Below are 26,911 nucleotides of genomic sequence, written 5' to 3' on the forward strand. Positions count from 1 at the left end.
AGCTCGAGAACGGCACGACGGACGGATCGGTGGCAAAAGCCTGATTGACGCTCACCCCATATCATGATGGCGGGCCCAGTCATCGTCGATCCCGCTTTGTTCTTCCGCCCCATTGCCGCCGGCGGCCACAATCGCCATATTCCCCCTATGGCGATCCAAATCCGCACAAATCTGGCTGAACCCCAGACCGACCAGTCCTTCGTTCCCCACCGTCCGGCACGCCCGGAAAAGGCGGAGGGTGGCAGGCGTTTCAAGCTGGTGAGCGATTATCAGCCGGCCGGCGACCAGCCTACCGCCATTGCCGAGCTGGTCGAGGCGGCAGAAGCTGGTGAGAAGGATCAGGTGCTGCTCGGCGTCACCGGCTCGGGCAAGACCTTCACCATGGCGAAGGTGATCGAAGCGGTACAGCGCCCCGCGCTGGTGCTGGCGCCCAACAAGATCCTCGCCGCCCAGCTCTATGGGGAGTTCAAGAGCTTCTTCCCTGACAATGCGGTGGAATATTTCGTCAGCTATTATGATTATTACCAGCCCGAGGCCTATGTGCCTCGCTCGGATACGTACATCGAGAAAGAGTCGAGCGTGAACGAGGGGATCGACCGGATGCGCCACTCGGCGACCCGGTCGCTGCTGGAGCGCGATGACGTGATCATCGTCGCGTCCGTCTCGTGCATTTACGGTATCGGTTCGGTCGAAACCTATTCGGCGATGACCTTCAGCCTCAAGAAGGGCGAGAGCGCCGATCAGCGCGAGATCATCCGCAAGCTCGTGGCGCTGCAATATAAGCGCAACGATGCCGCCTTCGCGCGCGGCAACTTCCGCGTTCGGGGCGACAATCTGGAGATTTTCCCGAGCCACTATGAGGATAATGCCTGGCGGATCAGCTTCTTCGGCGACGAGATCGAGGAGATTGTCGAGTTCGATCCACTGACCGGCAAGAAGGCGGCGAGCCTCGATTACGTCAAGGTCTTCCCCAATTCGCACCATGTTACCCCCGGTCCGACGCTCAAGCAGGCGATGGAGGCGATCCGCCATGAGCTGACCGAGCGGCTGAAGGAGCTGGTCGAGGAGGGTAAGTTGCTGGAGGCGCAGCGGCTGGAGCAGCGCACCAACTTCGATCTGGAGATGATCGCGGCCACGGGCTCCTGCGCGGGCATCGAGAATTATTCCCGCTTCCTCACCGGCCGCCTGCCGGGTGAGCCGCCGCCGACGTTGTTTGAGTATCTGCCGGAAAACGCGATCCTGTTCGTGGATGAGAGCCACCAGACCGTGCCGCAGATCGGCGCGATGGCGCGGGGCGATCATCGCCGCAAGGTGACGCTCGCCGAATATGGCTTCCGCCTGCCAAGCTGCATCGACAACCGCCCGCTGCGCTTCAACGAATGGGACGCGATGCGCCCGCAGACGGTCAGCGTCTCCGCCACGCCCGGCAACTGGGAGATGGAGCAGACCGGCGGCACCTTCTCCGAGCAGGTCATCCGCCCGACCGGTCTCATCGATCCGCCGGTGGAGATCAAGCCGGTCGAGGATCAGGTGGACGACCTGATCCATGAAGCCAAGCTGACCGCGCAAAAGGGCTACCGCACCCTCGTGACCACGCTCACCAAGCGCATGGCTGAGGATTTGACCGAGTTCATGCATGAGGCAGGCCTCAAGGTCCGCTACATGCACAGTGATGTCGAGACGCTGGAACGCATCGAGCTGATCCGCGACTTGCGCCTGGGCGTCTATGACGTGCTCGTGGGCATCAACCTGCTGCGCGAGGGTCTGGATATCCCCGAATGCGGGCTCGTTGCCATTCTTGATGCCGACAAGGAAGGCTTTCTGCGCTCGGAAACCAGCCTCATCCAGACCATCGGCCGCGCCGCGCGCAACATCGATGGCCGCGTGATCCTCTATGCCGACCGCATGACAGGCTCGATGGAGCGCGCGCTCAACGAAACGAACCGTCGCCGCGAGAAGCAGGTCGCCTATAATCTGGAACATGGCATCACGCCGGAAAGCGTGAAGAAGCAGATCGGCGACATCATCGCCCATGTCGCCAGCAAGGATCAGGTGACCGTCGACACCGGCCTCGACGATGCGCCGCACATGGTGGGCCATAATCTGCGCGCCTATATCGAGGATCTCGAAAAGAAGATGCGCACCGCTGCCGCCGATCTCGAATTCGAGGAAGCCGGCCGCCTGCGCGACCAGATCCGCAAGCTGGAAGCCGAAGAATTGGGGCTCCCTGTCGATCAGCAGGTCACCGCCAATGCCGGGCGCTATCTTGGCCGCGCAACGGAGGGCAAACCCGGCACGCGCAAGATGCGCTATGGCAAGACGCAGCGAAAAATGGGGCGCTAGCCTCACAAGCGGTGGAGACTTTTCGCGGCTCAATTTCGTTTGACAGCAAGTAGACGAAGTCTACAAGCCGGCACCGCTGTAACACTCGGATTTCATGCAGGCGCATCCGCCGAGCATCGCTTTTGCTCAGCGTTCATTCATGCTGCTGTCCTGTAAGGTCTTCAGCTTAGAAAGCGAAGTGAGCACAGGGTGTTGCGGCTGCGAGAAGGTGGGTATAATCCCGCTTGTCGATAGTGACTTATTCATGTAATACAGTTCGAGCTAAGGGGCGCCTAGGCGGCGAAACTCATGAACTATGAAGCGAACATGAAATACGGCGTGTCCAGTGTGGACCCGGAAGAGGCCGAGAGTCGGCAGAAGCGGCGGCGCCTGCTGCTGGTCGTTGGCGCGCTGGTCGCGTTGGCGGTCATCGCCATGCTGGCCTATCGATTCTTCGGCGGTTCGGGCGATCAGGGCGAGCAGGTCAGCCAGGTGGCAATCGTCACCGTCGCCGTGCCCGCGCAGGAAGCCGTGACGCGCACCGCCAATGCCACCGGCTCGCTGGCAGCGCGGGTGGATATGCCCGTCGGCGTGGTTGGCGAGGGTGGCCGCGTGGTCGCCGTTCATGTTCAGCCGGGCGACTGGGTCGGCGCGAATCAGATTCTCGCGACCATCGAGCGCTCGGTGCAGGCCCAGCAGATTTCCCAGCTCGAAGCGTCCGTGCAGGTCGCGCGGGCCGATGCCAAGTTGGCCCAGAACAATCTTGATCGCGCCAAGGCGCTGGTGAGCGACGGGTTCGTGTCCCGCGCCGACATCGACCAGAAGACCGCGACGCGCGATGCTGCCGTGGCCCGGGTCAATGTGGCCGTGGCGCAGCTCAACCAGATGCGCGCGCAGGTCGGGCGGCTGGATATTCGCGCGCCCGCCGCAGGGCTGGTGCTGACGCGCTCGGTCGAGCCGGGGCAGGTCGTCTCTGGCGGCAGCGGCGTGCTGTTCCGCATCGCGCGCGCGGGCGAAATGGAAATGAAGGCGCTGCTCTCCGAAGACGAGCTGGCCTTGCTGTCCGAAGGCGCCGTGGCACGCGTGACGCCTGTCGGCATGACGCAGAGCTTCGAGGGCCGCGTGTGGCAGATCGCGCCGGTGATCGACCAGACGTCGCGCCAGGGCATCGTCCGCATCGCCGTGCCTTATAATGCCGCGCTGCGTCCGGGTGGTTTCGCCAATGCGGAGATTGCCATGGAGCGCGTGTCGGCAGCAGTCCTGCCGGAGTCCGCGATTCAGAGCGACCCGAAGGGCAGCTATGTCTACGTCGTCGGCAAGGATAACAAGGTCGAGCGCCGGTCGGTGAAGACGGGTGCCGTGACAACGCGGGGCATCGCCGTGGTGCAGGGGCTCAATGGTTCGGAGCGCGTCGTGCTCTATGCCGGCGGCTTCCTCAGCCCGGGCGAGACGGTCAAGCCCCGGCTCGCGAAGAGTGCAACGGACGGAAGGGCTGGCGGCTGACCGGCGACGCCTGACAGGGCGACGTCTAACGGGCGACGTCTAACAGGGCGCCGCTGCTTGTGGCGGCCGTCACACGCTAGATTGGCAGGACAGACGAGATGAGTCTTCGCAACATATCGGCCTGGAGCATCCGCAATCCGGTGCCGCCGATCGTGCTCTTCATCGGCCTGCTGCTGGCGGGCATCATTGCGTTCAGCCGCATGGCCGTCGTGGACAATCCGGACATCGATTTTCCGGCCGTCAACGTCACGATCAGCCAGCCGGGCGCCGCGCCGACGGAAATCGAGACACAGATCACCCAGCGCGTCGAGGCGGCGGTGCGGTCGATCAATGGCGTCGATGAAATCCAGTCGACGGCCAGCGAAGGATCGAGCCAGACTTTCGTCCAGTTCCAGATCGGCGTCGATTCCAACGTCGCTACCCAAGAAGTGAAGAACGCGGTCGACCAGATTCGCAGCGATCTTCCCGATGGCATTCTCGAGCCCTTCGTCCAGAAGGTCGAAGTGGGCGGCGCCGAGATCGCGTTTTTCTCGGTCCAGGCGTCGGACATGACGATCGAGCAGTTGAGCTGGTTCGTCGACGATACGGTGGCCAAGCGCCTGCTCGGCATCGAAGGCATGGCGCGCGTCGGGCGCGGCGGCGGCGTCGATCGCGAAATTCGCGTGACGCTGGATCCGGCCAAGATGCAGTCGCTCGGCGTTACGGCGTCGCAGGTCAACCAGGCGCTGCGTCAGGTGAACGTCAACGCGGCGGGCGGCCAGGCGGAGATCGCCGGCTCGCGTCAGTCGGTGCGCGTGCTGGGCAATGCGCAGGATGCCTACAGCCTCGGCCAGACCCAGATATCGCTGGGCAACGGCCGCACGATCCTGCTGGCGGACATTGCCAGCGTGACCGATGGCTATGGCGAGCAAAAGCGCCTGGCGAAAGTCGGCGGCAAGCAGGTCGTCAACTTCTCCATCGAGCGCGCCAAGGGCGCGTCGGACGTCAGCGTCTTCGATGAAACGCTCAAGGTGTTGAAGCAGCTTGAGACGGAAAATCCCGGCATTCGCTTCTACCAGCGCTTCAACAGCGTGAACTATACCAAGAGCCAGTATAGCAGCTCGATGCACGCTCTCATCGAGGGTGCGGTGCTCGCCGTCATCGTGGTGTTCATCTTCCTGCGCGACTGGCGTGCGACGGTGATCAGCGCCATCGCCATTCCGCTCTCGGCGATCCCGACCTTCTATTTCATGGATTTGATGGGGTTCAACCTGAACTCCCTCTCCCTGCTCGCGCTCGGTCTGGTGGCCGGCGTGCTGGTCGACGATGCGATCGTGGAGATCGAGAACATCGTGCGGCACATGCGCATGGGCAAGACAGCCTATCAGGCCTCCATCGACGCGGCCGACGAGATCGGCCTCGCGGTGGTGGCCACCACCATGTCCATCGTCGCGGTGTTCTTTCCAGTCGCCTTGATGCCCGGCATCACCGGTCAGTTCTTCAAGAATTTCGGCTTCACGGTCGTCATCGCCGTGCTGATCAGCCTTGCCGTCGCGCGCATGATCACGCCGCTGGTCGCCGCTTACTTCCTCGAACATCATGGCGAGGAGAAGCATGGCGAAGGCTGGCTGATGGACCGCTATATGAGCCTGCTTGGCTGGGCGCTCGATGATCGCAAGGCTAAGGCTTATGCCCGGGGCGGCGGGCTGGGGCGGCGGATTCGCGCACGCTTCCTCGATCATCGCGTCTGGATGATGGGCTTTGGTCTGGCGGCCTTTGCCTTAACCGTCATCCTGCTCATCTCGATGCCCAAGCAGTTCGAGCCCAATGCTGATCAGGACTTCAGCCGGATCAATATCGAGGCAGTGCCGGGCACCACGCTCCGTCAGAGCGAGGCCATTGCCGATCAGGTGACCGAGCTGCTGAACAAGCAGCCGGAAGTCGATACCGCCATGGCGAACGTCGGCGAGGGCAATGCCCGTATCTTCATCACGCTCAAGAAGGACCGCAAGCGGACCAGCATCGAGTTCGAGCGCGAACTGGCGCCGCGCCTTGCGGAAATTGCGGACGCGCGCGTCTCGTTCGCGTCCCAGCAGGGCGGGTTCGGCACGGGACGCGATATTTCCGTGATGCTCTCCGGCTCTGACCCGGCGCTTCTGGAAGAGACGGCGACGAAGGTTGCCGAAGAGATGAAGAGCCTGCCCGGTGTGGTGGCGCCGCGCGTCAATGCCGACATGCAGCGGCCGGAGCTCATCATCCGTCCGCGGCTCGATCTGGCCGCGCAACTTGGCGTCACGACGTCCGCGCTCAGCCAGACGATCCGCATCGCAACACTGGGCGATATCGACCAGAACAGCGCGAAATTCTCGCTGTCCGATCGCCAGGTGCCCATCCGGGTCATGCTGCCGGAATCGGCGCGGCGCGACCTCTCGAACATCGAGAACCTGCCTGTCCCCACGGCGGGCGGCGGCACTGTGCCGCTCAGCCGCGTCGCCGAGATCAGCTTCGGCTCCGGGCCCACCTCCATCCAGCGTTATGCCCAGCAGCGCCGCATCTTCGTCGGTGCGGATCTGGCGCAGGGCGCGGTCAAGGGTCCTGTCATGGAGGCGATCAACAAGCTGCCGACCATGCGCAACCTGCCGCAGGGCGTGAGCAATCAGGCTGTCGGCAGCGATCGCTGGCAGGAGGAGTTGATCCAGAACTTCGTCATTGCCGTGACCTCTGGCGTGCTGCTGGTCTTCGCGGTGCTGGTGCTGCTCTACAAGCGCTTCATCTCGCCGCTGGTGAACATGTGCTCGCTGGCGCTGGCGCCGCTGGGTGGCCTGCTGCTGATGCTGGTGATGAACGAGCCGCTTTCGCTGCCGGTCTATATCGGCCTGCTCATGCTGCTTGGCATTGTCGGCAAGAACTCGATCCTGCTGATCGACTTCGCGCTGGAGGAGATGGACAAGGGCGTGCCCAAGTTCGAGGCGATCATGGAAGCCGGCCACAAGCGCGCCCAGCCGATCGTGATGACGACGGTCGCCATGACCGCCGGCATGGTGCCGACCGCGCTCTCGCTCACGGGTGATGGCGCCTGGCGCTCGCCGATGGGCATCACCGTAATCGGCGGCCTGATCCTCTCGACGCTGCTCACCCTTGCGATCGTGCCGGCGGCGTTCAGCCTCGCCGATGGCGTCGAGAAACGGATCGGCCCGTGGCTGCGCCGCCGGGTGCTGACCTATGACGGCAAGGGCGAGGCCGCTCAGCCAGCCGAATAAGCAGGGGTTTCAGGAACTCTTGTCGCTGGCGGGACTTCTTCCGGCAGCGGCTTGGTTCGCGTGCCGGGATGGACCTGCCGCGCGATGCCTTGCCGGATGACCCAGGGGCAGCACTCGGCTAGAGACGTCGCATGATCAAGGTTCCCGTCCATAGCGGCGTGCGGCAGATGCGCATCATTGCGACCGGGTTGCTGGTCGTGATGGCGATTGCCTATGTGTCGGCGCGTCGGTTCGAGGACCCGCATCCGGCTTTGGGCTTCGTCCGGGCGTTTGCGGAAGCGGCCATGGTCGGCGGATTGGCCGACTGGTTCGCGGTTACTGCGCTGTTCCGTCATCCGCTGGGCTTGCCGATCCCGCACACCGCGATCATCCCCCGCAACAAGGATCGCATCGGCGATACGCTGGCCGTCTTCCTGCGCGACAATTTCCTCACGCCCGCCGTCGTGGCCCGCCGCATGGGCCGGCTGGATGTCGCCGGAGCGGCCGGGCGCGTGCTGGCGGCGCCGGCTGCCGGTGATGGACGCTTGCGCCGAGGCGCCTCCCGCTTGCTGGCCGATTCTCTGGAAGCGCTGGATGACGAGCGGCTAGGCGGAATGCTCAAGGGCGTGCTGGTCCAGCGCATCGGGCAGCTCAATGCAGCGCCGCTGATGGGCCAGTTGCTCGCCGCTGCCATGAAGGACGGGCGCCACCAGCCGGTGCTCGATGCGCTGATCCGCTGGGGCGCGCGGACGCTGGAAGCCAATCGCGAACTCATCCGCCAGATCGTGCATGAGCGCTCGGGCAAGATCATGCGCTTCACGGGGCTCGACGAGACCTTGGCCAACAAGATCATCGACGGGCTGGACAGGCTGCTGCAGGAGGCTGCTGACGACCCCGAGCACCGGCTGCGCTCCAAGGTGGAGGAGGGGCTGGCGACTCTTGCGGACGATCTCCAGACCGACCCCAAGATGCAGGCGCGGGTCGACCGCATCCGCGACGAGATGATCGCCAACCCGGCCATGCAGCGCTGGCTGGATGGCATCTGGCAAGCCGCGCGCGAGGCCATGCTGCGCGCCGCGCGTGATCCGCAGGCAGCGCTCGCCGGGCGGATGGGTGAGGTGGTGCGCCAGCTTGGCGAAACGCTCCGCGACGATCCCGCGCTCAAGCATGTGGTCAATCGTTTCGCCCGGCGCGTCGCGGTCGGCACGGCGGCGCGCTATGGCGACAGCATCGTCCTGCTGGTCTCCGAAACCGTCCGCAGTTGGGATGCGCGAACGATCACCGGACGGCTGGAAAATGCAGTCGGGCGCGATCTGCAATATATCCGGATCAACGGCACCCTGGTCGGCGGTCTGGTCGGTCTCACGCTGCACAGCCTGAGCTATCTGTTCTAATCCGCCGCTGCGCGGGCGCTATAAGGTTTTATCCGTTCGCGGGTGACAAATGCGGCGGAGGGGATTAGGAGCGCGGCCGTGTTGCATATGCGCCGCCTTGTTCATTCGCACCGCTGCTGGGCTGCCACGCTGCTCGGCCTCGCGTTGCTGTTCAAGGCGCTGATGCCGGCGGGCTTCATGCCGGTCGTCAGTGGCAAGACGCTAACCGTCGAGCTGTGCTCGTCCGGCGGGGCGGGGCCGATCACGCTGCACATTCCCGTCGAGGGCAAGGACAAGACGCCGCAGACCCAATCGGATCAGACCTGCGCCTTCGGTGGCCTGACGGCTCAGGCGCTTGCCGCAACCGATCCGGTCGTGCTTGAAGCCGCGCTGGCGTTCATCTTCGCGACGGCCCTGCTGCAGCCCGATCTGCGGCTGCCCCGGCATGAGACCTATCTCCGTCCCCCATTACGCGGCCCTCCGGCCAACGCCTGACAATCTGAGCTGATTTGTCGGTCCTGTCGGCGCGTCGTTACGCGCGGGCATGTCGGAGTGCTTCACAATGCAAATTCCTATCCTGATCGCGGCGGGTTTCGCCGCAGCTTTGGTGGCACCTGCCACCGCGCAGGGCGTCAAGAAGGACGGCCTCACCATCGATCGACCCTGGGCGCGGGAAACCGCGCGTGGGCAGTCGGCGGGTGGCGGTTTCCTCACCATCACCAACAGCGCCCGTGCGGATGAGCGGCTCATCGGAGGCAGTACCCCCGTGGCCGCCCGCGTCGAAGTCCACAGCATGAGCATGGAGGGCGGCGTCATGCGGATGCGGCCGCTCAAGCACGGCCTGCCGATCCCGGCCGGCGGCTCGGTGACGCTCAAGCCGGGCAGTTTCCACGTCATGTTCATGGGCCTCAAGCGCCCGCTGGTGCGCGGCGAGACCATTCCCGTCACGCTCGACTTCGCCCGCGCCGGCAAGGTGCAGGTCTTATTCGCCGTCGAGGCCGTCACTTATGGAGGCAGCCATGGCGGACACTGATCCGCGCCGGCTGGCCCGCATTCGTCTGTGGCTCTGGCTGCTGGTGGCGCTCGCTGCCCTTGGCCTTGGTATTCTGCTGGCCTTACGGTTCGTCACCCAAGGTCCACCGCAAGTGATTGCGGGGGCGCCGGCCGATGTGGGCCAGCATTTCTCGCTGGTCGACAGGGATGGAAAGCCGGTCACCGCGCAGACGCTCAAGGGCACGCCCTATGCGATCTTTTTCGGCTTCACGCGCTGCCCGGATATTTGCCCGACGACGCTCAGCCGCATGGCGCATCTGCGCAAGGCGATGGGTGCCGATGGGGACAAGTTCCGTATCGTCTTCGTCTCGGTGGATAGCGGCCATGACAAGCCGGCCGATGTGGGCGCTTATGTCGATCTGTTCGGCACGCCCATTCTCGGCCTCACCGGTTCGCCAACGCAGATTGCCGACGCCGCGAAGTCATTCCGGGTCTTCTACCAGAAGATCCCGCTCGAGGGCGGCGACTATACCATCGATCACAGCGCCTTCGTCATCTTCATGGATCGTGACGGGCGCCTGCAATCCCTGCTGAGCGATCAGGATAGCGAAGATGCGGCCCTCGCCGAACTTCGCCGCCTGATCGCCTGACCCACCACATTTCAGACCCCGAACGGGGGGAGACATCATCATGAAAACGTCCTTTATCGCTCTCGCAACCATGCTCGCCATGGCCACGCCCGCTTTTGCCGAGGAGGCTGCCGATGCCGCCGCCGATGGCGAGCGCACCATCATCGTCGTGGGCCAGTCCCAAACGCAGGAAGCCGAGCGGCTCGCCCGCGCCACGCCGGGCGGCACCGATGTCGTGCGGCACGAGGATTATGCCGACAAGACCATCGTCTCGCTGCGCGATACGCTCGCCTTTTCGCCGGGCGTTTACACCCAGCCGCGCTACGGGCAGGAGGTTCGCCTCTCCATTCGCGGCTCGGGCCTCTCGCGCGGCTACCACATGCGTGGCATCACGCTGCTCCAGGATGGCGCGCCGATCAATCTCGCCGATGACAATGGCGATTTTCAGGAACTGGACCCGATCTTCTTCGAGCGGCTGGAGGTCTATCGCGGCGCCAACGCCCTGCGCTTCGGCTCGGGCACGCTGGGCGGCGCGATCAATGGCGTGACGCCCACCGGCAAGGACGCGCCCGGCCTGTATCTACGTGCCGATGCCGGCAGCTTCGAGACAGTCCGGGGGCTGGCGGCCTATGGCGGCACCAGTGGCCCGGCCGACTATTGGGTCGGCATGAGCGCCGATAGCTCGGATGGCGACCGCCAGCACGCCCATCGCGAGAGCATGCGCGTCCATGGCAATGTCGGCCTCGCTCTGTCCGACGTTGTGAGCACGCGCTTCTATGCGAGCCTCAACCGCATCCGTCAGGATCTGCCCGGCGCGCTTACCGCTACGGATGTTCTGAATAATCCGCAAAAAGGCAATTTCAGCGGCGATCAGGGGCGGGATATCGACTCGATCCGCCTGCAGAACCGCACCCGCTTCGATTGGGGGCAGACCCGGCTCGATGTCGGGGCCTTCCTCAACATGAAGGATCTGTTCCACCCCATCTATGAAGTGATCGATCAGAAATCGACCGACCGGGGCGTCTTCGCCCGGCTGGACCATGATGCCGGCATTCTCTCCTTCACCCTGGGCGGCGAGTTCCGCCATGGCGAAACGCGGGCGCGTCAGTATCGGAATGTGAATGGCGAACGTGGTGCCCTGACCTTCGATGCCGATCAGACGGCGCGCACCGCCAATGTCTATGGCGAGGCGCGCCTGCAGCCGGTGCCGGGCGTCACGCTGATTGCCGGTGGCATTTATGCCGATGGCTTCCGCAAGCGCACAGTGCTGCTCTCCACGGGGCAGAGCGGGCGGTTGGCGTTCAATGAATTCTCGCCCAAGTTCGGCGTGCTCATCGAGCCGACACCGGACATCCAGCTCTTCGCCAACTACAGCCGCTCGGCGGAATTCCCGGGCTTCGGGGAGGTCTTCCAGAGCGTCGGCACGCCGCCGGTCAGCACGCTCATTGCGGCCATCGCTCCGCAGACGGCCTGGACGGCGGAAATCGGCACCCGCGGGCAGGCGGGCATGGTGAGCTGGGATATCACCGCCTACCGTGCCACCCTGCGCGATGAGCTGCTGCAATATTCCCCCAATGGCACCACCGTTCCGGCCGCCACCTTCAACGCGGATCGCACGCGGCACAGTGGCATCGAGGCCGCCGTCAGCCTCGCGCCGACCCCCTGGCTGCGCCTGCGCCAGATCTGGCAATATTCGGACTTCCACTTCGTCAGCGACGCGGTTTTCCGGAACAACCGCCTGCCGGTCGTGCCGCTGAATGTGCTGCGCAGCGAAGTACGGATCGGGACGCCGGCGCTCAATGTCGCGCCCAATCTCGAATGGGTGCCGCAGGGGGCGTTTGCCGATTACGCCAACAGCACGCGCACGCCCGGCTATGCGCTGCTTGGCCTGACAGCAGGCGCGACGCTGACCAGCGGGATCGACCTGTTCCTCGACGTACGGAACATCACCGACAAGAAGGCCATCGGTGACATTTCCGCCGTAATCACCGCTAATGCAGCCTCCGCAATCTATTACCCGGTCGAGCGGCGCGCGGTGTACGGCGGCGTTCGCGCCCGCTTCTGAGCCTGAATGAGAGCGCTGGCGGCGGGGGTTGCTCCGCCGCCAGCGTATGATTGGTTCGGTTCAGCCTGTCTTGCACGTCCTTTGGGCTCGGAACGCCTGCCGGTGCGTTGTCCGGAATATCCCCAAACGCAAGGAAAGGCAGAGACCCCATGAGTCTGGAAGGAAAATCCATCGCGATCCTCATCGCGCCGCGCGGCACGGAAGAGCCCGAATTCGTTCAACCCCGCGACGCCGTGACCAAGGCGGGCGCCACCGTCACCGTAATCGGCATCGAGACGGGTGAAGCCAAGACCAACAATAATGATCTCGACCCCGGCGGCACCTACACCGTGGATCGCGCGGTTGCCGATGTGTCTGTCGATGACTTCGACGGCCTGATCATCCCCGGCGGCAGCGTCGGCGCAGACAAGCTGCGCGGCGATGATGATGTCGTCGATCTGGTTCGCGCCTTCGCCGAAGCTGGCAAACCCATCGGCGTGATCTGCCATGGTCCGTGGCTGCTCGTCGAGGCCGATGTGGTCGAGGGGCGCACGCTCACCTCTTACCCCACCGTCAGGACCGATATCGAAAATGCCGGTGGGGATTGGGTGGATGAGGAAGTGGTCGTCGACAACGGCCTCGTCACCAGCCGCACGCCGGATGATCTGGACGCCTTCTGCGCCAAGATCATCGAGGAATTTGCTGAAGGTCGTCATGTCGATGCGGCCTGACCTGCATGTCTGACGGCTTGCTGACAGCCTTACAATATTATGGCGCGGCCGCGGCGACGCTGGCCGCGCTCATCGTGTCGCTCAATCTCGGCAGGCTATGGACGGGCTGGGCGATGGTGATTTTCGTCACCAGCTCCATGGCGCTTATCGGCTGGGGTTTCCTCCAGCCGGAGAGCGAAGGCATCGGCGTGCAGAACATCGTGCTGCTCGTCATCAATCTCGTCGGGGTGTGGCGCTACCTGCTGCGGCCCGGCCGGCGCCGGGCGGAAGGCTAGGCGGCGAACCTTTAATCGGGACCGATCATCGAAGGAGCCCGTCTGAACTGGAGCGACACTCAGCCGTTATCTTGGCCACCGAGTACGCTGGCATAGCGTTTGCGATCCACCGCATTCATCGCACGGGTTTTTACGCTCAGGCCAACGAATGCGCCGCTTTCCGGAAGCCACGTCTTACAGAAAAGAGTGATAGAATCTGATCGGTGTTCGATCGCCCGGATAATAAATTCCCAAAGCGTTCCTTTTTCCCAGATTGGGAATATCTCGTTCACGATAATCTCGCCGTCTTCGAGAATGACATCAAACTCGCAATCTTCGAGGCCACATCGCCGACTGCCAATGATCTTGAATGTTGCCATTTCGTGGCATCTCTTTTCCTGACGGGCGCCACTCCTTTAACAATTCTCCCCCATGCCCGCTATCGGCGGATTTGCCAGAGGCGGCTTTCATATCGCGCCACATTCTGATTCAGGAGCGGCCTGAGCCAATACGATCTAACCGGCTTCGAGTGGCGCGCGATTGAACCATTGCTACCCATGGAGCTGCGTGGCGCCCCGCAGCTCCATGGGCGCCGCGTGCTGAAGGGCATCTTCTGGATCATCAACGGTACCGATGCGGCTCGGCCTGACGTCGGGCAAACAGGCCGCTCAATCATCTCTGCCCGCGCACGATCGTGCCGGCGGACAAGCCTGTGATTCAGCGCTTATGAGTCTACGGCCGGCACCAAGTGGCTCACGGCCCAATGTCGCCGCGGTCACCCCGCACCCGCCGCTCCGATCCCGAGCCGAAGCCAAGTGCGGCGGCGACGGAGTTGTTCCACCCATAAGGATCGTCACGCACGACTGGATCGCCGGCATCGTCGAAGATCACGGTCTGGTAGAGCAGCCGCACCGGGATTTCGCGGGGCAGGGGGACAAAGCTCTCCTTGCCGGTTTCGCGTGCCTTCTGCCATTCGGCCGTCACGCCTTCGTCCCGCGCGATCATATCGGCGAAGCCTAGCGCATCCTGCACGCGCACGCAGCCATGGCTGCGCTGGCGCTGCACGTCATCAAACAGCTGCTTGGCCGGCGTGTCGTGCAGATAGATGGCGTGATCATTCTTCATGTCGAACTTGACCAGTCCGAGCGAATTCTTCGGCCCGGGCTGCTGGACGATCCAGCCGTCCTTCCGCGCCATGTTGTTGCGGCGGAGATAGTCTGCGCCCTTGCCGGCCAGTTCCTTCTCTTCGATAGAGCGGGGCACGGTCCAGGTCGGGTTGGCGACGAGGCGATAGATGGGCGACCCGAGCATCGGCGTTTCATGGTCCGGTTCGCCCACGATCACGCGGCGCACATCGGCCAGCTTGCCGTCGCGCCAGTAGCTCTGCCGGGCCGCCGCGATGTTCACATCGATGCGCGTCGCAGGCGGCGTGCGTTCGAGCCAGCGCATCCGCTCCATGGTCACCGCGATGGCGCGGGCGCGGTCAGCGTCGGACAGGTTGATGATCTTCAGCGCATCGTCGCCGATCACCCCGTCGGTCGCGATGCCATAGTCCGCCTGCATGGCCCGCACGGCGGCGGCGATTGCCGGGGTGTAGCGCGTGTCCGTGCTGGCATTCGCCTTGTCGAGATAACCCGTCGCGACGAGCTGCCGGGCGATGGCCGGGATGCGGGGATCGCTCTCACCCGGCTTGAGAGGCGCGCTGGTTGCCGGAATTTCGGTGCTGGCGCCATTGCCCTGCTTGCGCAGCGCGAGATAGGTCTCGGACAGCTTGCGATAGCTTGCATCCTGCGGCGCGAGGCTGGCCAGCCACGCGCCGACCTTGCCTTCCCGCAACGCCTGCGCAAGCCCGGCGCGAAGATCGGGCGAGGGGCGAGGGACGGTATAAATCTCATACAGCTTGGTTGGGTCGGTCGCGCCCCGCGCCAGCGCCTGCGCATAAGCGAGCGCGGCCTTGGTGAGCTGGGTCTTGTCGGCCTTTTCACCCGAGCCGCCGAGGCCGAAATCCTTCTGGTCCAGTCCATGGGCGGCGCGCTGGGCCAGCGCTTCGGTCAGTTGATGGGTTGCCTCGTCGCTCCACTGCATGTCTTCCAGCGCGACACCGGCCTGATCCTGATTGTCCTTTGTTTTATCGCAACCTGAAAGAAGCAGCGCGACCGCCAGCAACGATGATCCAAAAATTCCAGTGCGCACTTATGTCTCCCGACTGCTTGGTAGGGAAACGCGAGGCGCGGGATAACGCTCCCGTTACGGGCGGTTTCAAGCGCGAAATTCCGTGGGCTCGCCCGGCTCAGGCGTCGATGACGTCCTCGTCGACCTGCGCGGCATTCTCCTGAATGAACGCGAAGCGATGCGCAGGATTGGTGCCCATCAGCCGGTCCACCAGATCCTTCACGCCCGCGCGCTCCTCATATTCCTGCGGCAGCGTGATGCGGATCATCTTGCGCTTCTTGGGGTCCATGGTGGTTTCGCGCAATTGCATGGGGTTCATCTCGCCCAGGCCCTTGAAGCGGCTGACCTCCAGCTTCTTGCCCTTGAGTTCGCCACTGCGCAATTTGGCGAGCGCGGCATCGTCCGCCGCATACCAGCTCTTGCCGCCCGCCACGAGGCGATAGAGCGGCGGCTGGGCGAGGTACAGATGGCCCCGGCGCACAAGCTCCGGCATCTCCTGGAAGAAGAAGGTCATCAGCAAGGTGGCGATATGCGCGCCATCGACATCGGCATCGGTCATGATGACGATGCGCTCATAGCGCAGATTGTCCGGGTTGCAGTCCTTCCGCGTACCGCAGCCGATGGCGAGGATCAGGTCCGCGATTTCCTGATTGGCGAGGATCTTGGCAGAGGTGGCCGAGGCGACGTTCAGGATTTTGCCGCGGATCGGCAGGATCGCCTGCGTCTTGCGATCACGCGCCTGCTTGGCGCTGCCGCCGGCGCTGTCGCCTTCCACGATGAACAGTTCGGTGCCCTCGGGGTCATCTGACGAGCAGTCGGTCAGCTTGCCCGGCAGGCGGACCTTGCGGCCGGAGGTCGCCGTCTTGCGCTTGATTTCCTTTTCCTGCTTGCGGCGCAGGCGCTCGTCCATCCGCTCCAGCACATGGCCGAGCAGCGCCTTGCCCCGGTCCATATTGTCCGTGAGGAAATGGTCGAAATGGTCGCGCATAGCCGCTTCCACCAGCCGCGCGGCTTCGGGACTGGTCAGCCGGTCCTTGGTCTGGCTCTGGAATTGTGGATCGCGAATGAACACGCTCAGCATCAGCTCGCAACCGGACATGATGTCGTCCGTCTGGATGTCCTTGGCTTTCTTTTGCCCGACCAGCTCGCCAAAGGCGCGGATGCCCTTGGTGACCGCGCCGCGCAGCCCGGTCTCGTGCGTGCCGCCGTCCGGGGTGGGGATGGTGTTGCAGTACCAGCTGGTGGAACCGTCGGACCAGAGCGGCCAGGCGATGGCCCATTCCACGCGCCCGACACCGTCCGGGAAATCCTGCGTGCCGCGGAAGAACTCCGCCGTCGCGCACTCGCGATTGCCCAGCTGCTCACGCAGATGATCGGACAGGCCGCCGGGGAACTGGAACACCGCCTCGGCGGGTGTGTCATCCGTGATGATGGCGGGATCGCATTTCCAGCGGATTTCCACACCGGCAAAGAGATAGGCCTTGGAGCGGGCGAGGCGGTGCAGCCGGGAGGGCTTGAACTTCAGCTCGCCGAAAATATCGCCATCCGGGGTGAAGCTGACGCTTGTGCCACGTCGATTGGGCGCCGCGCCCACCTTCTCCAGCGGACCCACAGGGTGCCCCTTGGAGAAGCGCTGGCGGAACAGTTCGCGATTTCGCGCCACCTCGATCTCGGTGTCGACGGACAGCGCGTTGACCACGCTGATGCCGACGCCATGCAGGCCGCCCGACGTCGCATAGGCCTTGTCCGAGAATTTGCCGCCCGAGTGCAGCGTGGTGAGGATGACCTCCAGCGCCGACTTGCCGGGGAATTTGGGGTGCGGGTCCACCGGGATGCCGCGACCATTGTCGGTGATCGTCAGCCGATTGCCCGCCTCCAGCGTCACCTCGATGCGGGTGGCGTGGCCGGCGACCGCTTCGTCCATCGCATTATCGAGCACTTCGGAGGCGAGATGGTGCAGGGCGCGCTCATCCGTGCCGCCGATATACATGCCGGGGCGGCGACGCACCGGCTCCAGCCCCTCCAGCACCTCGATCGCGGAGGCGTCGTAGCTTTCGGTTGTGCGGGCGATGTTCTGGTCGAACAGGTTGTCGGACATGCGGGAACTATAGGGCCAGCGGAGTCACGGGCGCAAGCGGCGTGATCTTATCCGGCGGGTGGTGGAACCATGTCGGCGTCCGAGCGCTCTAGCGGATCGATCATCGCAGCGCCGCACCGCGGCCAAATGCAATAGAATAGCTTGCAGATACAGACAGCTCAGCGAGCAACGAAGTACGCAAAATCAATAATCGCGACCGTTTCGTTCATCTGGCAGCAATATTCGCGGCCAAACCGTTACAAAAAAGAGACAGGTGTCGTGGTTAACAGAATTTTGTGAGCGAGTTCGCGAAACCAATTCGAGGGGGTGAACGTATTGCGGCCAGCCAGTTCAGAGGCAGGAGATTTATTGTATGAAAAAGATCGCTCTCATTTCGCTCACCACCGCCATGGCAGGCCTGCTGGCTGCTCCGGCTCTGGCGCAGGATGGCGCGGGTGATTGGACCGGTCCGTATGTCGGTGGCTCGCTCGGCATGGCCTGGCAGCCCAATTATGACCGCGACACGCTCGAGACGCTGACCTTCGACACCAACAATGATGGCAATTACGGCGATACCGTTTCCACGGCTGTCCCCGGCAATGCCTTCGCGCCCGGCTTCTGCCGTGGCCGCGCGCTTGGTGCCACGCCCGGCTCCTGTGCCGGTGACAAGGATCGTCGCGTCGCCTGGGGTGTCCATGCCGGTTATGACATGCAGATGGGCAACTTCGTCGTCGGCGCTGTCATCGAAGGCGGTCGCACGATGATCGGTAACTCGGTCAGCGGCTTCAGCACCACTCCGGCCAGCTATGTCCTGTCGCGTCGGATTGACTGGGATGCCAACGCTCGTCTGCGCGCCGGTCTGGCACTCGGCACCGGTACGCTGATCTACGGCACCGGCGGTGTGGCTTACGCCAAGATCAAGAACAACTTCGCCACCAGCAACACCTTCAACACCTTCACCGAGTCCAACGAAAGCGCGGACGAGTGGGGCTGGACTGCTGGCGGCGGCATCGAGCAGCGCGTGAGCCAGAACTTCTCGATCGGCGTGCAGTATCGCTACACCCGCTTCAACACGGATGGCTACACCGTTCGCGCCGGCCAAGGCACGCCGCCGTCGCTGACGAACCCGTTCGTGATCACGCCGGCTGGCTTCACCGACATTCAGCGCACCAACGATGTGTTCGATCATCACACCGTTCGCGCGACGGCGAGCTTCCGCTTCTAAGATCGATTGCGCCCTCCCGCTTCATAAGGCGGGAGGGTGTATGTCGCACTGGAATGCCAGATACAGAAAAGGGGCCGAAACCGGCCCCTTTTTTTGTCATCGCTTGATGCCTCAGCGCACCCGGGGGCCGCCATAAGGCATGGGCGGCGGGGGACGGCGCGTGCCACGCGGCAGCTGCGCCTGATAGGCCCGCCCGCAATGCTCCACGCAATAAGGGAAGCCCGGGTTCACCTTTTCACCGCAGAAGTGGAAGTCCGGCTCGCCCGGATGGCCCATCGGCCATTTGCAGATCTTCTCGTTGAGATCGAGCAGGCTGGTCTTGTCCGCGATTTCCGGGCTGGGCTTGGCCGGAACCAGCCGGCGCGGCGGTGCCGGCGGAATCGGCTGTTGCATCTCACCCGGACCCTGCCGCAGGAAGCCGCCGGGGCCAACCGAGACGATCCGGGGCTGGGGAGGCGGGGGCGGCGTGTCGGCGGCAGGCTGGGCCGCGACGGGGGGCTGCGGCCGGGCTTCCACCACCGGAGGCGCCTTGGGCTGCGGCTTTGCGACGCGCGGCTCGGGCACCGGCGCGGCTTCCACCTTGGGTGCGGCAGGTGCCGGCGGAGGCGCCGCCTTGCGGCTTTGCGGCGCAGCAGCGCGGCTGGAGTCCGCCGCCTTCACGGGGGAGGGGCGCGACTGCAGGCCAAGGCGGTGCGCCTTGCCGATCACGGCGTTGCGGCTCACGCCGCCCAGCTCTTCAGCGATCTGGCTCGCAGTCATGCCGCGCTCCCACATCTGCCGGAGCTGATCGATGCGTTCGTCTGTCCAGGACATGCCTATTCCTTCAAATGATCGGGTCATATGGGCATCCATGGCCCAAAGGTCAAACGGCCTGTCATCGACAAAGCCGGGCGGCACAGTATCGCTGTGCCATTGCTGCTGCGGGTGGGACGCGATAGGGCAGTTTCATGGCCGAACCTGCTTCCTCGCACACCCAACCGCTCATTCGTCATGAACCGGGCGTTCCCGTCATCCACGGCGTCAACTGGTCCGGGATGAAGGCGCTCTACCTCAAGGAAGTCCGCCGCTTCCTCAAGGTGCATCTGCAGACGATCTGGGGGCCGGCGCTTACCAGCCTGTTGTTCCTGATCATCTTCACCGTCGCGCTGGGGCGTGGCGGCCTGATGGTGATGGGCGTGCCCTTCGCTGATTTCGTGGCGCCCGGCCTCATCATCATGGCGATGGTGCAGAACAGCTTCCAGAATACCGCTACCGTGGTGCTCGCCGGCAAGCTGCAGGGCACGATTGTCGATTATCTCATGCCGCCTTTCTCGGCGGGGGAACTGCTGTTCGCCCTCGTCGCGGCCTCGGTGACCCGTGCGGCCTTTGTCGGTGGCGCGATCTGGCTGGCGATGCTGGCCTGGCCGGGCGTCCATGTGGCCCCGCATCATCTCTGGGCCGTCGTCTATTTCGGCATTGCCGGCTCGGCGATGCTGGGCTTCCTCGGCATTCTCACCGGGATCTGGGCGGAGAAGTTCGATCATGCCGCGGCCGTTACCAACTTCCTCGTCGCGCCGCTCTCGCTGCTCTCCGGCACCTTTTACTCGATGGATCATGTCTCGCCGATCATGCGGGCGATCAGCCACGTCAATCCGTTCTTCTACGCGATTTCGGGCTTCCGCTATGGCTTCCTCGCCGCAGCCGATTCGCCCATCGCGGTGGGCGCGGCGCTCCTGCTCGCGCTCAACCTCGTGCTGGCCGCCGTCTGCTATATCGGGCTACGGCAGGGGTGGCGGATCAAATCCTGAAGAGGGACATAGCCCCGGCTGCAACAGCCGAGGCGCCGCAGTCATTCAGTGCCAGTAGCTCGGGTCGAGCGCGTAATGCCCGCCGCGATGCTCGCCGAACAAGGCGGTGACAGCCGGATGATCGATCGGCTCGTCGGTTCCGTCGGCCACCAGATTCTGCTGGCTCACATAAGCGACATAGGTCGCTTCACCATTGTCCGCGAACAGATGGTAGAAAGGCTGGTCCCGCTCCGGCCGCATCGCCTCGGGAATGGCCTCATACCATTCCTCGCTGTTGGAAAAGACCGGATCGATATCGAACACAACCCCGCGAAACCCCAGCAGGCGGTGCCGGACCTTCTCCCCAATACCGAAATGCGCGTGCGACACGCGATGGGCGGCACTGATCGTCGGAATGTGCGTCACGGAAGAGAATGACTTGCGGGCTTGGGCTTGATTCATGAGACAGATTTAGTGTCGCTGGCACCGAGTGCAAGTTTTCCCGCACCGACTGCTTGGCAAAGCCCCGATCATCCGCTAACAGCGCGCGCTCGACTACCGCAGCGGCGCCCTCTCTCAGGGCACTGCGACGCGAAAACCTCTGCGGAGAGGTGGCAGAGTGGTCGAATGCGCCGCACTCGAAATGCGGTGTACGGGCAACCGTACCGTGGGTTCGAATCCCACCCTCTCCGCCATTACATCTTCCCGGTCGCAAACATCCTGCAAAAGCCTGAACGGCAAGGATAATTCAGCGGTTCGAACGCTCGCATTCCAGTCATATACCAGATGAGAGCCTAGAGTGAGATTCAGCACGGTTCGCTTATCTGCAAAAGTGCCGTTTTCCCAGAGATTCCAAGGGTCTGCGATAAACTCGAAAGCGGTTCGAAAACTCGCGTCATAGTCCTTCGCAACAGTGCCGCATTGCGCGATCTTCTCGGCGAAAACGAGCTTCTCGCGCTCCAGTTTTTCAACTTCGCTTTCGTAGCGGCTGATAACCGTCTTGCTCTCCGCATCCATGATACGGTCGAGAAGTTGGACGATCTTCTTCTCGATCAACACCGTCTCACGCTTCATAGCCGCAGATGTTTCATGGACCTTGGCCTGCGCCTCATTCCACCGCTTGCGGAACAATTTGGAGAACAGCGCGAACAGTTCCGAACTCGGAACGAGCTTGCGGAGCATTGACTCGAACGCGCCTTCCACAGTGTCGCGCTTCACGGATTTGCCGAACTTCGCGCAGCCGCGATGGCGGCAGACATAGTAAGGATATTTGCCGTTGCGTCCCTTCGTCCAGTTGGCCGTCATGGGATGATTGCAGTCCCCGCAAGCCACGAAGCCCCGCAGCGGGAAATCGACATGAATGTCCGCCCTCACCGGCGCGAGAGGCTTCCCGGCAAGCCGTTCTTGAATTTGGTGGAAGGTGGCGAGCGATATGATTGCTTCGTGCTGACCGGGCCGCAGAGAAATGTCCCATTCCTTGCTCTCGACATAGCCCGCATAGATCGGGCGCGTCATGATCCGGCTCGCCTGTTCATTCGTCAGATAGCCGTGACGACAGCACGGGAATTGCGGATGCGATTCGAGGAAGCGCTTGACCTCCGCCTTGGAGTTGAAACGCCCTGAGGCGTACCCTTCCAGCCCCTCCTGAATGATCGAGGCCACGGGTTCGTCGCGGACGAGGATCGAGCCGCCAGCCGGACTTTTTTGATAGCGATAGCCCAGCGGTGCATTGAACACCCAATAGCCGCCGAGCATCCGCGCCCGCATCCGGTTCTTGGCTTGCTCGCCGTTCTTTTGACGTTGGTGCTGTGCGACGCTCGCCAGCAGGTTCTCGATTAGGAGGCTGTCGGAATCCTCACCGAACTCGATGGACGGAGATTCCAGCGTTGCCCCGGCGCGGAAGATCATTTCCTTGAGATCGAAATGGTTGCTGCGCTCCCGCGCCATTCGACTGATGTCGTCGATGATGACGACCATGCCGAGCTTGCGGTTCTTGCGGATGAAAGCGAGCATATCGTCGAACCCGCGACGATGGGCGAGCTTGCCGGACACGTCGTCTGCGAAGACGCCGATCACATCATGGCCGCGATGCCCGGCATATTCGCGGCAACGCGTTTCCTGTGAGGTAAGGCCGTTTCCTTCTCTCGCCTGCTTCTTGGTGGAGACGCGGCAGTAGATCACCGCTTTCTGATTTGTTTTTCTGGTCATGGCGCTGGTCGCCCCTCCGGGCTTCTCATCGTGTTGATTGCCCCCTCGTCACAATCGAGGTCAACAGGTCCGGCATCGCCGGAAAGCCGCAAACTAGCATGGTTTTCGGCGCGTTTGGAAGCATAGTTTGCTCGCTGGGCGAGCGAAAGCTGGACCGGATGCCAGCCGAATTGCTGATCCACGATGGACACGGCGATATTATCAAGAAGATGAATAACAGCAGTAAGACGGTCCTCTGAAAGACCGAGGCTGGCGCAGTCTGCGCGTAGTTCCTCTAGTTCTTGCGGCGTCAACGCCTTCATGTTCCCCGCTCTGCGCAATGCTTCGCCTCGAAAATCCGAGGCGCGGGGATTTTTCTAAAGTGTTGCTTTGCGCTCTTTGGGAGAAACCTTGTCGATCTTGCCCCTTTCCCCCACAAAATTCCGGCAGCAAAGCCCAATAATTTTATTATACGCGAACGCAGTTAAGCATTGCAAATATTGCGCTTTTCTAGCCCTGATGAAGCTCGCGCACGTCGCGGATTTGAGACCGCCACGGATCGACCGCGAAGAACGGAAGCCGGTCGCAAACGACCAGCGGAGACAATCCCGCCACCTTGACGATCTGGCGGCCCGCACCGATGGCGCGAATGTCTTCGGACTGGAGAACGGCGCGGCGGCTTTCGCCGCGATTTCGCCCGGACGTTTCAACCGCGCCGCCGCCGACGTTTTGCCCGTGCGTGACGATGGTGCGATTGCCCGACCATTTCTCAACGTCGCGCAATAGGTCCGGGTCTTCAACGCCGGTCATGGTGAAGATCGCGGCCTGATCCTCGATCTCCTTGACCGCTTCCTTTGACCACCGGCCTTCCATCGAATAGCGGCCTTGGCTGAAAAACCAGAGTTGAATACCGCGCCCGCGATAGAGGCGTAGCGCTTTCAATATCGCTGGAGCGGGCGGGAGCTGTGGGAACTCATCGAGGATGAAACAGGTCCGAACCTTACCGCGCTCCCGTGCAATCGCCTCGATAGCATAATTGACGATGAGGCTGATCCACAGCGCGACGACGCCGAGCTTTTCGGACGGCGCGATCAGATAGACCGTATGCGGCGCGTGTTTGAGCCTGCCGAAATCGAAGTCGTGCGCAGCGGTAGCGCGTTCGAGTGTCTTGCCCGGCTCGAACGAGTGCACGGCCTTGATCGCGTCGGACTTGTAAGCCTCGAACTGCTTTGGCGCGTCGATGAAGGTCGCGCGGAGAGCGCCTGCACGGCGTTCGATCCCCTCGATCCCGCATGTCTCCATCATCGTCATCGCCGTTTCCATGTCCTCTGGCGGAGCGTTGACGAAGCGCCACAGCCCACCCAGGTTGCATTGGTCCGGTTCGCGATGCGCGAGATATTCCATGCGCAGTGCCAAGAGGCGCAGAGCACCGTCGCGCACCCAGCTATTTTCGCTTTCTCTCGGATTGGGCGGCAGAAGAATTTGCGCGATCTCGTCGGCCTGCGTGTCGATCTCGCCGCCCGCAGCGATAATATCGACGAGCACTTGCAGCGGATTGATCCCCGTATTGGGGAGACCGAGAAGCCCGAATGGATTGAGATAGATGCAGGTTTGGCCGAGCGTCTTGCTGCGATGCTCGTGCGAGGCGAAGCAGTTTTCGCCGTCCTTCACGTCTACGACGAGCAGCGAGCGGTCGCGCACATGCGCGAGGTTTGGCAATATCCAGTCTCGGCCCTTGCCGCTGCCTGCGCGGGCATAGCTGAGCATCTGGCCGTCGCCGTTGAAGAACAACATGCGCCCATTGAGAGCGCCATAGAAGAGGCCGCCGGGATCGCACAGCCCGGCGGCCTCCATGTCGTTTACGTTCGCCAGTCTCCCGTCGCCCAGCTTTCCCGAGGGCGCTGTGATCGACATGAGATATTGCTGATAGGCCGCTTGCCGCCCTGCATCCGCTTCACGCTGCATCCGGTCTAATTGGATCGTTGTCGTGAAGAGGCGCGGCAGCAAGCCTATCAGCGTTTCAAGGCGCATCCCGTTTATTCGCCCTTCGCATCGCGGCTCATGCGCGGCAGAGGCGGCAACTGGATGGGCGGCACGTTCGCCAGTTCCGCCTGCACTTCGTAGGGCGAAGGCAGATTAGTGTCCCAGCCATCGACCTTGATGAGGACGCCCGACTGAACTGCCTGATTCAGCTCCCGGTTCAGCCGGTCGCTGATATTATCGGCGTAAGCGTGAATCTGCCGCCCGGTTTGCTCGTCGCCAATCGAGAACAGGTCGCCGAGGATGCGGGCCATATTGATGACCGTATAATCGCCGCCCTGCTGTGCAATGACTTGCCCCATCTTCTGCTGGAGATAGGCTTCCTGCATCCGCGCAGTGGACCCGGCGAACATCTGCGCCCGTTCCATAGCGGCCTGATAATGACCGCCTACCGCCTGAATCTTCGTGCGATAGGCGTCCACCTGCTGATTGACGCTAAGCTGCACGCCCTGCGCCCAATTTTGGTATTCGGCCTGCGTCTCCAGATCGTGCGCCTTAATTTCGGCGGCAAGGCGACCGTTATAGGAGCCGAAGACAGAGGACGGTTTCCAGTCCGTCGGCGCGGCCATTTCCAAGCTGATGACCACACCGAGCGTCCCGACAGATGCGACAAATGCCATGAGCACCGCCGAGATGCCGCGCTTGGGCGGAGCCATGTAATAGTGCGGCATCGGCGTAAGCGGCGGCAGGACTTCCTGCGGAGCCGACGCCTGCGCAGCCGCGCCCTCATAGTTCATGCTGTATTGTGAGTTGGTCACACACTTTCTCCCTGATTGTCACCGAGCGGATTTCGGCAGCGCACGAGTGGCGCGGTTCGATTTGCGATGCGGGGGAAAGACGGGCCGCGAGCATCGCGGCCCGTCGCAAATTTAGCGGATGACCAGTTCGGCCTGCGTCGGATTGTGAACGGCGAGCGCCGCCCACAGCAGAGCGAGGCGAACCGCGACGCGATCCTGCGCCTGCTGACGCGGCGGATGGACCGCGAAGCGCAGGAAATCCGAAAGCCAGCGCTCGGACGCGTCCAGATCGAACAGATCGTCCACGTCATCGAGGATCACGACGTGTCCGTTGAACAGGAATGTGCCGTGAAAGACGGTCACATGTTCGGACACGAAATCGAGGATTTTCCGGCGCGGTATTTCTTTGGCCCGGTAAGCCATTGCGAGGCGATTGAGGCTCGACTGACGCCGAAGAATATCCTTGGGAGGAATCCGAATGGGGCTGACCTTCGGCAGCTCATTGTCGTTCGCGAGATCGACATAGTCGGCAAGGCCGTGTTTGCAGATAAGGCAATTTGTCACGCGATTCCTCCCTTTTTGGCTCCCGCAAAGGCGCAGGAGCGTTAGAGGCATCGTCATGGATTCGCGTGGTTAATTGGAAGCGGGCGACAAGTCGGCCCGCGTCGGCAGCGTGTCGGCGGCGCTGTATAGCGCGATCAGCCGACCATCCTTGACAGAACGCCGACGAACCCCGACACGCCGCCGACATGACGGGGGAAGCAGAATCGGGAGTGCCGCCATTCGACGGTACTCCGAGAACAATCGGCGTAATCAAATCGGCAGCGAAGAAGCTCCAGCAAACCTTGTCGCTCACCGCGCAGGCGAGCGATTTCAAAGGTTGGGCTGATGAGAACGCAGCGCGGTTGAACGCGCAGACCTTCGAGAAACTGGATAAGCAGCGCTGGACGGATTTCGTCAATCGGCCTGTCAGTTATGTTACGAGGGAACCGGACTTGCCGCGCCTCGCGTGGCACTGGCTTTTCGAGGAACATCCACATGCGATTGAAGGGGTATGGCTGACCGCTCCCGACGCCTACCCGTCTATTCCGAACCCCATAGTGCCGACGCTCCACGCCTTTCTCTCGCCGAAAGAGAAAGAGCTGAACCTAGCGCGGCTCAATGACCTTGAGGGCCATTATGCGGCTTATCGGCCTTCGTTCGTCAATACCGCCGACGTGATGGTGATGGCGATGCAATGCGGCATCGACGGCGACATCAGCCGGTTCGCCATCACTATGAAGTTCGTCAGCGAGGACGGAGAAGACTCAACCGAGCATGTCGAAGGGTTCGCATTGCCCTATCAGGGTTCGGTCCTGTTTCAGGGACGACTGATAGAAACCGCCGCGCCCTTCATCTTCATCCTGTCGCGCTTCCCGGTCGATAACAAAACCGGCAAAACGTCATGGAGCGAAGGGACGCTGTTGGTAGGCGCAGACGGCACAATGTCGAGCGCTTATCCGATCACCATTCGCCGGGCTGCAAAAGAAGTGACGCCACAAACCTATGACGTGGAGAGCTTCAAGAAGGCAATTCCAGCACACAAGACGATCTTGAAGTTATTGAAGCGCGGAGTTGTCGGCTGGCGGGACGAGGATTGA

General features: G+C 62.8%; 24 protein-coding genes, 1 tRNA gene and 3 pseudogenes. 17 read left to right on the top strand and 11 right to left on the bottom strand.

What is annotated here, in order from left to right; genetic code table 11:
- The first annotated feature begins 147 nt into the window (after positions 1 to 147).
- The 10 genes from uvrB to M2334_RS05165 all read left to right on the top strand — a co-directional run bounded on the left by uvrB (position 148) and on the right by M2334_RS05165 (position 13,088).
- Positions 148 to 2,343 (top strand): excinuclease ABC subunit UvrB, encoded by a 2,196-nt coding sequence (uvrB, locus tag M2334_RS05120; RefSeq protein ID WP_264572290.1) that lies wholly within the window; start codon positions 148 to 150, stop codon positions 2,341 to 2,343.
- 288 nt (positions 2,344 to 2,631) lie between these two features.
- On the top strand, positions 2,632 to 3,825 hold the full coding sequence (locus tag M2334_RS05125) for an efflux RND transporter periplasmic adaptor subunit (protein ID WP_264585525.1): 1,194 nt from the start codon (positions 2,632 to 2,634) through the stop codon (positions 3,823 to 3,825).
- A gap of 98 nt (positions 3,826 to 3,923) precedes the next feature.
- Positions 3,924 to 7,064, top strand: coding sequence for an efflux RND transporter permease subunit (locus tag M2334_RS05130; protein WP_264573348.1), 3,141 nt, complete (start codon positions 3,924 to 3,926; stop codon positions 7,062 to 7,064).
- A gap of 131 nt (positions 7,065 to 7,195) precedes the next feature.
- Complete coding sequence (locus M2334_RS05135; RefSeq protein WP_264604923.1) at positions 7,196 to 8,437, top strand: DUF445 domain-containing protein; 1,242 nt, start codon at positions 7,196 to 7,198, stop codon at positions 8,435 to 8,437.
- Positions 8,438 to 8,524: 87 nt separating this feature from the next.
- The gene (locus M2334_RS05140; protein WP_413716137.1) at positions 8,525 to 8,911 is read left to right on the top strand and encodes a DUF2946 family protein; all 387 of its coding nucleotides are present in this window, start codon (positions 8,525 to 8,527) and stop codon (positions 8,909 to 8,911) included.
- 67 nt (positions 8,912 to 8,978) lie between these two features.
- Complete coding sequence (locus tag M2334_RS05145) at positions 8,979 to 9,449, top strand: copper chaperone PCu(A)C (RefSeq protein WP_264594075.1); 471 nt, start codon at positions 8,979 to 8,981, stop codon at positions 9,447 to 9,449.
- Entirely contained in the window at positions 9,436 to 10,059 is a 624-nt protein-coding gene (locus tag M2334_RS05150) for an SCO family protein (protein ID WP_264594076.1), read from the top strand. The genes M2334_RS05145 and M2334_RS05150 overlap by 14 nt, the downstream gene beginning before the upstream one ends.
- 40 nt (positions 10,060 to 10,099) lie before the next feature.
- Entirely contained in the window at positions 10,100 to 12,103 is a 2,004-nt protein-coding gene (locus tag M2334_RS05155) for a TonB-dependent receptor family protein (protein ID WP_264594077.1), read from the top strand.
- A gap of 149 nt (positions 12,104 to 12,252) precedes the next feature.
- Positions 12,253 to 12,813, top strand: a complete 561-nt coding sequence (locus M2334_RS05160) for a type 1 glutamine amidotransferase domain-containing protein (protein WP_264571009.1) — start codon at positions 12,253 to 12,255, stop codon at positions 12,811 to 12,813.
- A gap of 5 nt (positions 12,814 to 12,818) precedes the next feature.
- Entirely contained in the window at positions 12,819 to 13,088 is a 270-nt protein-coding gene (locus tag M2334_RS05165; protein ID WP_181560308.1) for a hypothetical protein, read from the top strand.
- A gap of 59 nt (positions 13,089 to 13,147) precedes the next feature.
- Here M2334_RS05165 and M2334_RS05170 read toward each other — a convergent pair whose 3' ends face one another.
- Positions 13,148 to 13,447, bottom strand: coding sequence for a hypothetical protein (locus M2334_RS05170; RefSeq protein ID WP_264594078.1), 300 nt, complete (start codon positions 13,445 to 13,447; stop codon positions 13,148 to 13,150).
- A gap of 120 nt (positions 13,448 to 13,567) precedes the next feature.
- On the opposite strand from M2334_RS05170, the pseudogene M2334_RS05175 reads away from it, so the two are divergent.
- Positions 13,568 to 13,690, top strand: a pseudogene (locus tag M2334_RS05175) (transposase); the annotation flags it as partial.
- Positions 13,691 to 13,820: 130 nt separating this feature from the next.
- On the opposite strand, the gene M2334_RS05180 reads toward M2334_RS05175, so the two are convergent.
- Complete coding sequence (locus M2334_RS05180; protein WP_264604924.1) at positions 13,821 to 15,260, bottom strand: L,D-transpeptidase family protein; 1,440 nt, start codon at positions 15,258 to 15,260, stop codon at positions 13,821 to 13,823.
- 97 nt (positions 15,261 to 15,357) lie between these two features.
- Complete coding sequence (parE, locus tag M2334_RS05185) at positions 15,358 to 17,337, bottom strand: DNA topoisomerase IV subunit B (protein WP_264573341.1); 1,980 nt, start codon at positions 17,335 to 17,337, stop codon at positions 15,358 to 15,360.
- 352 nt (positions 17,338 to 17,689) lie between these two features.
- Between parE and M2334_RS05190 the strand changes: the two genes are divergently transcribed.
- Entirely contained in the window at positions 17,690 to 18,541 is an 852-nt protein-coding gene (locus tag M2334_RS05190) for an outer membrane protein (RefSeq protein ID WP_264571006.1), read from the top strand.
- Between the two features lie 111 nt (positions 18,542 to 18,652).
- On the opposite strand, the gene M2334_RS05195 is transcribed toward M2334_RS05190, so the two are convergent.
- Entirely contained in the window at positions 18,653 to 19,354 is a 702-nt protein-coding gene (locus M2334_RS05195) for a GcrA family cell cycle regulator (RefSeq protein WP_264604925.1), read from the bottom strand.
- A 134-nt stretch (positions 19,355 to 19,488) separates the two neighbouring features.
- Between M2334_RS05195 and M2334_RS05200 the strand changes: the two genes are divergently transcribed.
- The gene (locus M2334_RS05200; protein WP_181560303.1) at positions 19,489 to 20,328 is read left to right on the top strand and encodes an ABC transporter permease; all 840 of its coding nucleotides are present in this window, start codon (positions 19,489 to 19,491) and stop codon (positions 20,326 to 20,328) included.
- A 45-nt stretch (positions 20,329 to 20,373) separates the two neighbouring features.
- Here the strand turns inward: M2334_RS05200 and hspQ are convergent, their stop codons facing one another.
- Positions 20,374 to 20,769, bottom strand: a complete 396-nt coding sequence (gene hspQ / locus M2334_RS05205) for a heat shock protein HspQ (protein WP_264571004.1) — start codon at positions 20,767 to 20,769, stop codon at positions 20,374 to 20,376.
- Positions 20,770 to 20,912: 143 nt separating this feature from the next.
- Between hspQ and M2334_RS05210 the strand changes: the two genes are divergently transcribed.
- Both M2334_RS05210 and M2334_RS05215 read left to right on the top strand, forming a co-directional pair.
- Positions 20,913 to 21,002: transfer RNA gene (locus M2334_RS05210), tRNA-Ser, on the top strand.
- Positions 21,003 to 21,228: 226 nt separating this feature from the next.
- Positions 21,229 to 21,492 carry a hypothetical protein gene (locus M2334_RS05215; RefSeq protein WP_264604926.1) on the top strand — a complete coding sequence of 88 codons (264 nt, stop codon included), beginning with the start codon at positions 21,229 to 21,231 and terminating at the stop codon, positions 21,490 to 21,492.
- A gap of 48 nt (positions 21,493 to 21,540) precedes the next feature.
- On the opposite strand, the pseudogene M2334_RS16715 reads toward M2334_RS05215, so the two are convergent.
- Positions 21,541 to 21,612, bottom strand: a pseudogene (locus M2334_RS16715) (hypothetical protein); the annotation flags it as partial.
- Between the two features lie 3 nt (positions 21,613 to 21,615).
- Between M2334_RS16715 and M2334_RS05220 the strand changes: the two are divergent.
- Positions 21,616 to 21,930 (top strand): hypothetical protein, encoded by a 315-nt coding sequence (locus tag M2334_RS05220; RefSeq protein WP_264604927.1) that lies wholly within the window; start codon positions 21,616 to 21,618, stop codon positions 21,928 to 21,930.
- 189 nt (positions 21,931 to 22,119) lie between these two features.
- Here M2334_RS05220 and M2334_RS16720 read toward each other — a convergent pair.
- The 5 genes and pseudogenes from M2334_RS16720 to M2334_RS05245 form a co-directional block, all read right to left on the bottom strand.
- Positions 22,120 to 22,515 (bottom strand): annotated as a pseudogene (locus tag M2334_RS16720) (recombinase family protein); the annotation flags it as partial.
- Positions 22,512 to 22,817, bottom strand: a complete 306-nt coding sequence (locus M2334_RS05230; RefSeq protein ID WP_264604929.1) for a hypothetical protein — start codon at positions 22,815 to 22,817, stop codon at positions 22,512 to 22,514. The pseudogene M2334_RS16720 and the gene M2334_RS05230, both read right to left, overlap by 4 nt.
- 187 nt (positions 22,818 to 23,004) lie before the next feature.
- Positions 23,005 to 24,459, bottom strand: a complete 1,455-nt coding sequence (locus M2334_RS05235) for a type IV secretory system conjugative DNA transfer family protein (RefSeq protein ID WP_264604930.1) — start codon at positions 24,457 to 24,459, stop codon at positions 23,005 to 23,007.
- 71 nt (positions 24,460 to 24,530) lie between these two features.
- Positions 24,531 to 25,292 carry a hypothetical protein gene (locus tag M2334_RS05240; protein ID WP_264604931.1) on the bottom strand — a complete coding sequence of 254 codons (762 nt, stop codon included), beginning with the start codon at positions 25,290 to 25,292 and terminating at the stop codon, positions 24,531 to 24,533.
- A 111-nt stretch (positions 25,293 to 25,403) separates the two neighbouring features.
- Positions 25,404 to 25,835 (bottom strand): hypothetical protein, encoded by a 432-nt coding sequence (locus tag M2334_RS05245; protein WP_264604932.1) that lies wholly within the window; start codon positions 25,833 to 25,835, stop codon positions 25,404 to 25,406.
- 185 nt (positions 25,836 to 26,020) lie between these two features.
- Here M2334_RS05245 and M2334_RS05250 point away from each other — a divergent pair, with 185 nt between their 5' ends.
- Positions 26,021 to 26,911 (top strand): hypothetical protein, encoded by an 891-nt coding sequence (locus M2334_RS05250; RefSeq protein ID WP_264604933.1) that lies wholly within the window; start codon positions 26,021 to 26,023, stop codon positions 26,909 to 26,911.

This window comes from Sphingobium sp. B11D3D (assembly GCF_025961755.1).
Taxonomy (GTDB): domain Bacteria; phylum Pseudomonadota; class Alphaproteobacteria; order Sphingomonadales; family Sphingomonadaceae; genus Sphingobium.